The 11,806-nt window shown below is 25.5% G+C and carries 11 protein-coding genes and 1 other annotated feature (1 of these 12 running past the window's edge); of the genes, 2 read left to right on the forward strand and 9 right to left on the reverse strand.

Annotation, left to right across the window (positions count from 1 at the left end):
• Positions 1-125 (forward strand) — a binding site (T-box leader) (it extends 105 nt beyond the left edge of the window).
• Between the two features lie 94 nt (positions 126-219).
• Positions 220-1,227, forward strand: coding sequence for a tryptophan--tRNA ligase (gene trpS, locus BUA70_RS01055; protein WP_072892373.1), 1,008 nt, complete (start codon positions 220-222; stop codon positions 1,225-1,227).
• 50 nt (positions 1,228-1,277) lie between these two features.
• Here the strand turns inward: trpS and BUA70_RS01060 are convergent, their stop codons facing one another.
• Together BUA70_RS01060 and galU are read right to left on the reverse strand one after the other, a co-directional pair.
• A complete protein-coding gene (locus BUA70_RS01060; protein WP_072892374.1) occupies positions 1,278-2,192 on the reverse strand; it encodes an NAD-dependent epimerase/dehydratase family protein in 915 nt (304 codons plus the stop codon).
• 165 nt (positions 2,193-2,357) lie between these two features.
• A complete protein-coding gene (gene galU / locus BUA70_RS01065; protein WP_072892375.1) occupies positions 2,358-3,233 on the reverse strand; it encodes a UTP--glucose-1-phosphate uridylyltransferase GalU in 876 nt (291 codons plus the stop codon).
• A 447-nt stretch (positions 3,234-3,680) separates the two neighbouring features.
• Between galU and BUA70_RS01070 the strand changes: the two genes are divergently transcribed.
• Positions 3,681-4,844, forward strand: a complete 1,164-nt coding sequence (locus tag BUA70_RS01070) for an iron-containing alcohol dehydrogenase (RefSeq protein ID WP_072892376.1) — start codon at positions 3,681-3,683, stop codon at positions 4,842-4,844.
• Positions 4,845-4,936: 92 nt separating this feature from the next.
• Here BUA70_RS01070 and BUA70_RS01075 read toward each other — a convergent pair whose 3' ends face one another.
• The 7 genes from BUA70_RS01075 to rfbD all read right to left on the reverse strand — a co-directional run bounded on the left by BUA70_RS01075 (position 4,937) and on the right by rfbD (position 11,563).
• Positions 4,937-5,554 carry an ABC transporter ATP-binding protein gene (locus BUA70_RS01075; RefSeq protein ID WP_072892377.1) on the reverse strand — a complete coding sequence of 206 codons (618 nt, stop codon included), beginning with the start codon at positions 5,552-5,554 and terminating at the stop codon, positions 4,937-4,939.
• A gap of 122 nt (positions 5,555-5,676) precedes the next feature.
• Positions 5,677-6,426 (reverse strand): ABC transporter permease, encoded by a 750-nt coding sequence (locus tag BUA70_RS01080; RefSeq protein WP_072892378.1) that lies wholly within the window; start codon positions 6,424-6,426, stop codon positions 5,677-5,679.
• Entirely contained in the window at positions 6,398-7,396 is a 999-nt protein-coding gene (locus tag BUA70_RS01085) for an ABC transporter substrate-binding protein (RefSeq protein ID WP_072892379.1), read from the reverse strand. Before BUA70_RS01085 ends, BUA70_RS01080 begins: the two co-directional genes overlap by 29 nt.
• 310 nt (positions 7,397-7,706) lie before the next feature.
• Entirely contained in the window at positions 7,707-8,378 is a 672-nt protein-coding gene (locus tag BUA70_RS01090) for a peptidoglycan recognition protein family protein (protein ID WP_083573418.1), read from the reverse strand.
• A 27-nt stretch (positions 8,379-8,405) separates the two neighbouring features.
• Positions 8,406-9,029 (reverse strand): copper homeostasis protein CutC, encoded by a 624-nt coding sequence (locus tag BUA70_RS01095; protein ID WP_072892380.1) that lies wholly within the window; start codon positions 9,027-9,029, stop codon positions 8,406-8,408.
• A 281-nt stretch (positions 9,030-9,310) separates the two neighbouring features.
• Positions 9,311-9,985, reverse strand: coding sequence for an SEC-C metal-binding domain-containing protein (locus tag BUA70_RS13195; protein WP_072892381.1), 675 nt, complete (start codon positions 9,983-9,985; stop codon positions 9,311-9,313).
• A 663-nt stretch (positions 9,986-10,648) separates the two neighbouring features.
• Positions 10,649-11,563, reverse strand: coding sequence for a dTDP-4-dehydrorhamnose reductase (gene rfbD, locus BUA70_RS01105; protein WP_072892382.1), 915 nt, complete (start codon positions 11,561-11,563; stop codon positions 10,649-10,651).
• Between the last annotated feature and the right edge of the window lie 243 nt (positions 11,564-11,806).

Genomic DNA, 11,806 nt, shown 5'->3' on the forward strand with positions numbered 1-11,806 from the left:
CTTAAAGGAAATTATAGTATTTTAAGACGTAATTCCTACGTTATAGGGATAGGATATAATTGTATCTGAAAAAGATGAGATTTTTCTCTAAAACTTAGGTGGCACCGCGTAATATCGCCCTATGAATTAATTCATAGGGTTTTTTTGTATACTTTTATATATAAGTAAATTATAAAAACAAATTTTAAGTTTTTATTTATCATAGAAAGGAGCTTATTTATGGAAAATAAAAAAGAAATAATTTTTAGTGGAATTAAACCTTCTGGAGATTTAACTTTAGGCAACTACTTAGGAGCTATAAAAAACTGGGTTAAATTACAGGATGAATATGATTGCTTGTTTTGCGTAGTAGATTTACATGCAATAACAGTTAAACAAATTCCTGCTGATTTAAGAAGGAGAACTCTTGAAGTTCTATCTATTTATATAGCTTCTGGTATTGATCCAGAAAAAAATACATTATTTATTCAATCACATGTGCCTGCGCATTCTGAAGCATCATGGTTATTAACATGTAACTCATATATGGGTGAATTAAGCAGAATGACTCAATATAAAGATAAATCACAAAAAATGGGTGAATCAATAGGAGCCGGTTTATTTAATTATCCTATATTAATGGCTGCAGATATACTTATATATAATACTAACTTAGTTCCTGTAGGAACAGATCAAAAGCAGCATCTTGAACTTGCAAGAGATTTAGGAATTAGATTTAATAATACTTATAGTGAAACCTTTGTAATCCCAGAAGCCTATATTCCAAAGGCTGGAGCAAAAATTATGGATCTTCAAGATTCTTCAAAGAAAATGTCTAAATCAGATACTAATCCTAATGGATTTATATTAATAATGGATCCGCCGGAAGTAATAAGAAAAAAAATTAGTAGGGCTGTAACAGATAATATAGGGGTTGTAAATTATTCAGATGATCAGCCTGGAGTTAAAAATCTTATAAATATTCTATGTGCAATTAAAGGCATAACTCCTGAAGAAGTTGTTAAAAACTTTGAAGGAAAAGGATATGCTGAATTTAAAAATGTAGTTGCAGATGCCATAGTAGAAGAACTTACTCCAGTTCAAGAAAAGGTTAAATCTCTACTTAAGGATAAAACTTATCTTGAAAGTATCTATGGAAAGGGCGCCGAAAAAGCAAGTTATTTAGCAAACAAAACATTAAGAAAAATGAAAAAGAAAATAGGATTAATTCCTGAAGCAAAAAAATAATTATATAAAAAGCAGATAAATTATTTTTAATTTATCTGCTAATATTTTTATTATTTACTTTTATAAAAATCTAATGTTTCTTTTAATCCTTTTTCTAATGAGTATTCTGGTTTCCATCCACAAGCATTTTTAATCTTATCGTAAGTCATATAACTATATTTTATATCTCCAGGTCTTTCTTCTTTATAAACTGGAGTTAAGTTATTATCTGTTAAATCATTGAAAGTTTTAAATAAATCATTAACTGAAATTTCATAGTCTGTTGCAACATTAAATAATTCATTATCTAAGTCATTTAATGCTATAGCATTTGCTTTTGCTACATCTTTAACATAAACGAAATCTCTTGTTTGCTTTCCATCACCAAATATACATGGCGCTTTACCTTCTAAGAACATTTCACTAAATATAGCTACAACTCCACCTTCTCCTGTTGAGTCCTGTCTAGGTCCATAAACATTAGAATATCTAAATGAAGTATATTTCATTCCGTATAATTTATAATAAACATATAAATAATGCTCTATTGTATGTTTAGTTACACCATATCCACATTGCATATTTAATGGATGATTTTCATCTACTGGTAGATAAACTGGCTCTCCGAAAATAGCTGCTGAAGCTGGATATATTATCTTTTTAACTCCATGCTTTCTTGCACATTCTAATATATTTAAACTTCCATTTATATTTATATCTGCATCCTCAAAAGGATTTTCTACAGAATTTGGTACACTAATTTGAGCTGCATGATGTGAAACTACATCAAATTTTTCCTTTTGAAAGACTTCTTCTACTTTTTTATCTCTTATATCCATTTTATATAATTTAGCTTTTTTATTTACATTCTCTTCTTTACCATGAGTCATATTGTCAATTATGCAAACATCATGGCCAAGTTTTATATATTCATCAACAATATGTGATCCAATAAAACCTGCACCGCCTGTAACTAAAATTTTCATAGTTTTGCACCTCTTACTTTAATAAATTTATAACCAATTGTATATATAACTATTATAAATTTATTAATTAATTATTCAATAGTATTTTGTTATTAAAATCAAATTTAACATATGTATTTAATAATTTTTAAGGTTTAAATCTAAATATTACTAAAAATTTAAAAGTTATTTTATATTTTTCCAAGGTTCTGTTTTTAAATACTTTATGAATGGTTCTCTAAGATCATTCTTTCTTAAAGCATATTCTACAGTAGCTTGAAGAAATCCAAGTTTATCTCCTACATCATATCTTCTACCTTCAAAACTATAAGCATACATAGCTTCTTCTTGAATTAATGTTTTTAAGGCATCTGTAAGCTGAATTTCTCCACCCTTTCCTGGCTTTGTATTTTCAAGAATTTCAAAAATTCTTGGTGTTATTATATATCTACCTAATATGGCAACATTACTTGGAGCCTCTTCTAATGATGGCTTCTCAACTAAATCCTTTACTTTATATACTCTATCTTCTATATATATTCCATTAACTATACCATATTTACTAACATCTTCTTTAGGAACTTCTTGAACTCCTAAGATTGTAGTTTTATACTCATCATAACAATCCAATAATTGTTTTAAGCATGGTTCATCACTATGAACAACATCATCACCAAGTAAAACAGCAAAAGGCTCATTTCCAACAAAAGTCTTAGCACAATATATTGCATGACCTAATCCTCTTGGCTCCTTTTGTCTTACATAATGTATATCTACTAAATCTGTAATATCTCTTACTAATTCTAAAAGTTCACTTTTCCCACTTTTTTCTAATTCTATTTCTAATTCTACTGATTTATCAAAATGATCCTCTATACATTTTTTATTTCTTCCGGTTATTATTAGTATTTCTTCTATTCCTGAGTTTACTGCTTCTTCTATTATATATTGTATAGTTGGTTTATCTACTATTGGTAACATTTCCTTTGGCTGAGCTTTAGTGGCTGGTAAAAATCTTGTACCTAGTCCAGCTGCTGGAATTATGGCTTTTTTTACCTTCATTATATAATCCCCCGTTCATTTACATCTAATTTTACATTTAATTTTACCATAATTATTATCTTAAATAAATATATTTAAAGAAACCGTTTCCAGATTCTCTATAATTTTAACTTATTTAAATATAATTAAAGAATTTTTTCAGTAAATAAAAAATTTATTAATTTTACTTTTATTTCTTTAGGCTATACAATTAACTTATAATTATAATTTTTATTGTATATATATTTTATATAGAGAATTTAATTATATATAATATTAATAAAAAATTTTTAATGTTTCTTCTTTATTTCAACCATCTATAACTTAGTTATTAATCCTTTCCTTTATGGAATTTTATTATTGATATCTTCAATATAATTGTTTTCTTCTTAATTTTACTTAAATAATAAAAACAACTAAATAATAATTTCTTATATATAAATTTTAATATTTAAAGGAGGCTATATTATGTTAAATTTTACTTATTGTAATCCTACTAAAATTATTTTTGGTAAAGGTACAATAGAAAAATTGGGTATGGAATTAAAAAATAATTCAATAAAAAAAGTTCTTTTTCTTTATGGCAAATCATCAATTTTAAGAAATGGAGTACATGAACAAGTAGTAAATTCTTTAAAAGAAAATAATATAGAATTTATAGAATTATCTGGTGTAAAGCCAAATCCTGTACTATCAAAGGTAAGAGAAGGCATAGAAATAGTAAAGAAAAATCAAATTGATGGTATTGTTGCTGTAGGTGGCGGAAGTGTTATAGATTCTGCTAAAGCTATCTCTGCTGGTTCTCTTTATAATGGAGATGTTTGGAACTTCTTTGAAGATACAGATGAAGTAACTAATGCATTACCAATATTCACTGTACTTACAATATCCGCAACTGGTTCAGAGATGAATTGTGGTGGAGTTATAACTAATGAGAAGGAATGTAAAAAATGGTCATTTGGCTCTCCTTTACTTTATCCTAAAGTTTCTATATTAGATCCATCAGTTCAAAGTACCTTACCTCCTATACAAACTGTAAATGGTGCCATCGATGCTATAAGTCATGTTTTTGAACTTTACTTTGGAGGAACTAAAAATACAGATATGCTAGACGAACTTTCTGAAGGTATTATAAGAAATATAATGAAGCATACAAAAATTTTATTAAGAGATAACTCAAACTATGAATCAAGATGCGAATTAGTATGGTCTGCTACCCTAGCTCTTAATGGAATTAATGGTACTGGAAGGGCTGGAGATTGGTCTAGTCATCAAATAGAACATTCTCTTAGTGTATTTAATGATATTTCTCATGGTTCTGGTTTAGCTATTATAATGCCAGCTTGGATGGAATATGTAAAAAATAAAGCTATAAATAAATTTGCTAGATTAGGTGAAAAAGTTTTTAATATTACAGAAGGTTCTAATGAAGAAAAAGCATCTGAAGCTATAAATTCTTTAAGATTATTTTATAAAGAAATTGGAGCTCCTACTACTCTAAAGGAGATCGGAATAACTAAAGAAGATTTAATAACAATTGCAGTAAATGCTGGAAGACTTGCACCAATTGGTACATTAACTCCTTTAAAAGAAGATGATATCCTTAAAATATTAGAATTAGCCTTTGAATAAATTTATTAGTTTTAAATTTAAAGTAATATTCTAATTAATTTTTTAATATTACTGGAAATAAAAATTCCAGTAATATTTTTTTACCCATGGAATTATAACTCTCCTCTTAATCTAATTGTATTTCCATTTAAAAATTTAGCTTCTTCTTCATCATGAGTTACCATGATTACTGTTTTTTTCTCTTCTTTCCAAAGGGTTAAAAAATCCCTCATAATATCATATTTTAATTCCTTATCTAATCCCTTAAAAGGCTCATCCATAAGAAGTAAATTAGAATCATAAGAAAAAGCTCTAGCCAGTGCCACCCTCCTTCTCATTCCCCCACTTAATTCCTTTGGAAATTTATACTTTACATCTTGAAGTTTAACTAAACCTAAATATTTGTTTATTTTATCTTCAATACTCTTTTTGTCTAAGTATGATTTTAAAACAAAAGATATATTATCATATATATTAAACCAAGGAATTAATCTATCCTCTTGAAAAACATAAGATATAAGATTTTCCTCCACAGTAATAAATCCCCTATCTGGATTCATATCTCCACTTATTAAGTTAAGCAAAGTAGTTTTCCCTATACCTGATGGTCCTAAAATACAAGTAATTTTATTTTTTTCAAAGTTTAAAGTTAAATCCTTAAAAACTATTTTGTCCTTAAATCTTTTTTGTAAATTTCTAATTTTTACTCCATAGCTTACTTCACCATTCATAAAGCACCTCAAAATACCTTTATAATTTTTGATATTATATTTGAAATGAAAAATTATATTAATCAACTAATTAAATATATAAATAAAATAACTATAAAATCATTATTAATTTTATAGTTATTTTACTTTAACTTTTTCCATTTAAAAAGATAAGTTTTAAATAATATTTCAAATATATAACTTAATATTATTACTACAATAGTCCAAGCAAATAAATCATTAGTTTCTATTAAAGATTTAGCATTTAAAAGATTTATTCCTATAGAGTACTTTGGAGTACTTAAGACCTCAGATGCTACAGCAACTTTCCATCCTAATCCTAAACACATTAATATTCCAGATACTATATAAGATTTTATCCATGGAATATATATATCTTTTAAAACATATATCTTTTTTACCTTAAACACCCTAGCCATATCTAATAAATCTTTATCTACAGTTTTAATTCCCTCTAAAACATTAGTATATATTATAGGAAAACAAACTAATATAGTTGTAAAAATTGATACATTTCCCGACTTAAACCAAAGAAGGGCTATTATTATTATAGACATAACAGGTGTAGCTTTTACTATCACTATAAAGGGAGATAAAATCTCTTCTATAATTTTATTTAATCCACTTAATACACCTATACTAACTCCTAAAATAATAGAGAAAAGAATAGCTATTATAACTCTCATTATACTTGCCATTACACTTTGCCAAAAGTACATACTAAAAGATAAATTAATTAGTGACTTAAATACTCCAAAAGGTGTTGGAAACAATAAATTATTATTAATAAAAAGGGAGCTTAGCTCCCACATAAAAATCCAAAATATTAAAATAAAAATTTTTTTACTTGCCTTCATAATAGAAGTCTTCATTTGGTAAAGCTCCTCCAATAGATTTAGGATTACTTTCTTCTAATACCTTTAAGAATCCTTCCATTGCTTCCTTTCCTTCTTTTCCATCAATAAATACTATATTACATTTTGGAATGGCTTTCTCTGCAATTTTAGCATTAGGTATTATTCCATTTTCTTCTGCAATTTGACCTGTCTCTTCTAAATTATTATTAACAAAATTTATTGATTCCTCATATTTTTTTAGGAAAGTATGTAAATCATTCTTTCTATTTTCTATAAAGTCTTTTCTAAATATCAAAGTACCCATAACTAGTTTACTTTCACCATTTGAAACCTTATCCCACTCTTCAGTTAAATTTATAGGTATATTTAAATCCTTATCCTTTGACTGAACTATTGTAACAAAAGGTTGTGGAAGCATTGCAAGATTAACTTCTTTTGAAGCTATTGCTGTAGCAAGATCTTGATGTGACATTTTATAATCAATAGTTAAATCTTTTTCAGGATTTAGTCCATTTTTGTTTAATATATAATTTAAAGCATATTCTGGCACAGCACCCTTTCCTGTAGCATATAAAGTTTTTCCTTTTAAGTCTTTTATAGACTTAATTGTATCTCCATTTTCTACTATATACAAAACACCTAATGTATTAATAGCTACAAACTCTACTTTTCCTTTTGTTTTGTTATATAAAATTGATGCCATATTTGATGGAACCATAGCTCCATCTACTTCTCCATTAACAATTTTACCAATCAATTGATCTGGTGAATCATATATAGATATATCATATTCTTTTTTATCATCCTTTAATAATTTTAAGGCACCTAAAGCTGTAGGTCCCTTTAAAGCAGCTATTTTTATTGGCTCACTATTTTTAGTTTCTTTAGGTGATTCATTCTTAGAACTTCCACCACATCCTATTGTAAAAATCGACATAGTTAAAACAATAAATGTTATTAATAAAGCATTAAACTTTTTACCCACATAATCACTCCTTAATTTTAATATATAATTGATAATTATTTTCCATTACCTATTATATAGCAAATTATTACTTTTTTCATTATCTAAGCATAACTTTTTATTTTATAAAAATCTAAATATTACTCAATGACTTATATTTTAAGTTTATTTAATACTTTTTATCTCTTAATATAATAAAAACTCCCTCTATAGTATCAGGTTTTATTATATTAACCTTATACTATAAATGGAGTATGTTATTTTAAGATAAAAATTGTTATATTAATTTAATTAATCACTATGTTTTTAATAAGATATTTTAATAAACCATTTATGATTTTTCAGTTACACTTTTTATATATTCTAAATCTATATTTTTTCCTGGGCATGATGTTTGATAAACATCATTATGTCCTATAATATCGTTTATATTATATTTTTTAGTAAGATATTTTAATAAATTTATTAATGAGTTCTGTTGATCATTACTTATTGTTTCATTTTGAAAATTTCCTTCTAAACATATTCCTAAAGAAATAGCATTATATCCTATTGTGTGAGCTCCTATAGCTTTTTCAGGCCTTCCCCTATGAATTGTTCCATCTTTATTTATAAAGAAGTGATATCCGATTCCACTCCACCCTTTTCTTATATGTCCTTCATGTATAGCCTCGCAATCAGCTTCTGTAGTAGATGAATGATGTATTATTATACTTTTAACATTTAAATTATAATTTAATTCTTCTTTCCATTCATATTGTTCATCTACTATATTTAAATCTTCCTTTAAAATTTCTAATTTTTTATTTTTACCTAATAATTTATAAAAAATATTTGATTCATTACCTAATGTGTTATTTTTTATATGTATTTCTCTACTTATATTAGAAATATATATAAAAAAACTTATTAATATTAAAACAAGGCAATATCTTAAATAAAATTTTCTATATATAATTAATATTTTTCTTATAGTAACTCTCTTTTTATCTTCTTTATTCAATTTAGAGAATCACCTCTCTATAATAAATTAATCTAGCTTACCAACTATTTTAGTTCCATGAAACTCCTCAGCTCCAACATATTTACCAAAAGCCTCATAATTATTTTTAGTTATATCTCCTCCAGGTAATATTATTATTTTCCCATTAGATTTTTTTATTAAATTCTTTATTATCTCTTTTCCATCTGTAGCGCTAGCAGCTCCCCCTTTAGTAAGAACTCTATCTACACCAATTTTTATAAGTTGTTCTAAAGCTTTTTCTTTATCATAAACTTCATCAAATGCCATATTAAATGTAACCTGCATTGGCTTGGCTAGATCTACAAGATCTTTTGTCCTTTTAACATCTATGTTTTTATCCTCATTTAATATTCCAAAAACAACTCCATATATACCTAGACTTTTACATAACTCAATTTCCTTTTTCATTATTTCAAATTCTACATCTGAATAAAGGAAATCTCCTCCCCTAGGTCTTACTATAACCATAATAGGAATATTTAATTTTTGCTTTGCCATTATAATAGTTCCATAGCTAGGGGTTGTCCCACCTTCTGATAAGTTATCGCAAAGTTCAATTCTATTGGCTCCAAGCTTCTCAGCCTTTAATGCTTCCTTTAAATTTTTAACACAAGCTTCAAATGTAAACATTTTAACACTGCTCCTTCAACCTTTAATTAATTATATATTACCATTATTTAACATTTTTTAACAGATAATATTTTTATTTTTATATAAAAATTTAAAAAATTTTTACGTATTTATATATAAATATGGTAAAATAATTTTTATTTATAATACACTTATATTTTAATCTAAAGAAGTAAAAAACTATCCTAAAGTTTAATTTTAATACTTTAGGATAGCCTATATATAAATCCATAACATACAATTTTATTTGGATAAATTCTCATATCCATAATTCATGTAATTTATTTACCTAAACAACATTTCTTATACTTTTTACCACTTCCACATGGACAAAGATCATTTCTTCCAACCTTTTTGTTATTTTCTTTATCTTTATTTTTTCTTGATAAAGCATTCATAATCATTCTCATATTTTCTACTTTTTGCATTTCATTTATTTGATTTGTAATATTTATTAATTCTTTATCAATCTCTAATTGTTCATCAGCTTTTACTTCTTCATTAGTTACTATACTTGAATCTTTTTTACACTCTTCATTACATTCTACTAATAAACCTACTAAAATATTTTTTACCTCTTCTGTAATGATTAAAGTCTCTTTATTTTCTATTTTTCCTGTAAATAAAATTGCCTTATTTCTTAACTCTATAACATCATCTATATTTATATTTTCATTAAAATCTAAAATTCCTGATGCATTTATGATGTTTTTAATTAAGTTTTTATTGTCATCACTTATAGTTTCTAAAGTAGTAGATATTTTATTAAGTATATTTACTATTATAGTTTCTATTAGTTCATCCTTTTTTAACTTACTAACTCCCTTTATTTCATAAGATTTTACTATTTCTTTTAAATCATCTTTAGTTAATCTTCCTAATTGATATCTTAAAGAAAAATCCTTATCCATATCCTTCCACATCTTTACTGTTTGTCCCTTTATTTCATTAGCCATTCATTTTTCTCCTTTCTTACTCCCTAAATAATACAATAATTTCTCCGACCATCTCTACACTTAAAATCCTCAATTACAAATTTACCCATAAACTATTTCACGCAAAAAGAAACTCAACTTTTTAGTTAAGTTTCTTAAGACTTCCTATTGTAATCTTTAAAAGCTAGAAATCACTAATCCACTATAATATATTATAATAAAATCAAAAATTTTGCACCTAATACTGTTTTTTTACTTAATTTAAACTATAATTACTTAAAGCAAAATAGTATACTCTATAAAAATTCCGCTATATATGAATAAAATATTTTCTAAAAATATTAAATAATTAATAACTTCTTTTCACTTTATTTATACTAAATCATAGAAAGTCAATTATTTTCTCTCATAAACATACCATATTTATTGAAATCCTTCAATTTTTCTATTTATAAGATTAATATTTTTTCATTTTCTATAAATTTAAATTAATTAAATTTTAAACTTTTACTCGGAAGATTATATACAAGTTATAATATACGCTTTTTATTTTCTCTTAATAATGTAATTAAGTCAATATATTATATTAAACCTTTAAATTTCTTGATGTAATTGATATTTTAAATAATAATTTATAAAAATAGGTATTTTTATTAGAATCATCTTTGTTATTTTTAGGTTTTTTTAATTATTTTTAAATCTTTTATAGTTTTCTATAAATACCTTTAACGCTTCTTGCCATTCTCTCATATTATCTCCAATTGTACATCTTAACATCATATTATCTAAAGATGAAAACTCAGGTCTTTTTGCTGGTCTTTTAAATTCATCAGAACTACATGGTGAAACCTTACAATCTATTTTTGCATATTCTATTATCTTACAAGCAAAATCATACCAAGTACACTCTCCATTTCCTGTACAATGATATATACCATATTCTTCAGTATTAGCAAGTTTTAAGATATGATAAGCTAAATCTTCTGCATTAGTAGGATTTCCTTTTTGATCATCTACAACTTTAAGTTTTCCCTTTTCTTCTCCTGCTTTCATTATAGTATATACAAAATTATTTCCATAATATCCATAAAGCCAAGCTGTTCTAACTATAAAATATTTTGTACTAAAATCTCTAATAAAATCTTCTCCCATAAGTTTAGTTTTTCCATATACACTTACAGGACCAGTTAAATCATATTCTTTTAAAGGCTTGTCTCCCATACCTTTAAAAATTTCTCCTTCTCCATTAAAAACATAGTCTGTTGAAATATGTATTATCTTAGCCCCTATTTTTTCTGCTGCCTTAGCTAAGTTTCTAGCTCCTAAGGCATTAACTTTAAAAGCTATATCTTCATTTGATTCACATTTATCTACATTAGTATATGCAGCACAATTTATAACTACATCCGGTTTTATTTCATTAAAAGTCTTTATAACATTATCCATTATAGAAATATCAAGTTCCTTAGATGAAAGTCCTACAGTATCTTCAATTTTAATTTCACTAGGTATATTACCAAGATCACATTTTCTATTTTCAATTATTTTCATTATAGCAGTACCAAGCTGTCCATTAGCTCCTGTAATTAATATTTTCATAACACATCCACCTTTCTTAAATTTTAACTTTTACCTATATTCTATAAATTACTTAGTTATACTAATTGTATACTTTCATACAAGTTTTAATCAACTTATTAAGAGTGAATTTAAGGATTAGGCAAAAATGTTTACTTAATTTTATATTAAATACATTTATTGCAAAAACACTCCCTTTAAATTAACGAATTTAATATCTTCGTAAAAATTTAAAAGGAGTGTTATTAACTATCTTATTAAATT

The sequence above is a fragment of the Clostridium fallax genome (assembly GCF_900129365.1).
Taxonomy (GTDB): domain Bacteria; phylum Bacillota; class Clostridia; order Clostridiales; family Clostridiaceae; genus Clostridium_AH; species Clostridium_AH fallax.

Coding starts and splice junctions, on each gene's coding strand:
- trpS (WP_072892373.1), top strand. CDS start 220: ATGGAAAATAAAAAAGAAATAATTTTTAGTGGAATTAAACCTTCTGGA.
- BUA70_RS01060 (WP_072892374.1), bottom strand. CDS start 2,192: ATGAAAATTTTAGTTACAGGCGGTGCAGGTTTTATTGGATCACATATT.
- galU (WP_072892375.1), bottom strand. CDS start 3,233: ATGAAGGTAAAAAAAGCCATAATTCCAGCAGCTGGACTAGGTACAAGA.
- BUA70_RS01070 (WP_072892376.1), top strand. CDS start 3,681: ATGTTAAATTTTACTTATTGTAATCCTACTAAAATTATTTTTGGTAAA.
- BUA70_RS01075 (WP_072892377.1), bottom strand. CDS start 5,554: ATGAATGGTGAAGTAAGCTATGGAGTAAAAATTAGAAATTTACAAAAA.
- BUA70_RS01080 (WP_072892378.1), bottom strand. CDS start 6,426: ATGAAGACTTCTATTATGAAGGCAAGTAAAAAAATTTTTATTTTAATA.
- BUA70_RS01095 (WP_072892380.1), bottom strand. CDS start 9,029: ATGTTTACATTTGAAGCTTGTGTTAAAAATTTAAAGGAAGCATTAAAG.
- BUA70_RS13195 (WP_072892381.1), bottom strand. CDS start 9,985: ATGGCTAATGAAATAAAGGGACAAACAGTAAAGATGTGGAAGGATATG.
- rfbD (WP_072892382.1), bottom strand. CDS start 11,563: ATGAAAATATTAATTACAGGAGCTAATGGACAGCTTGGTACTGCTATA.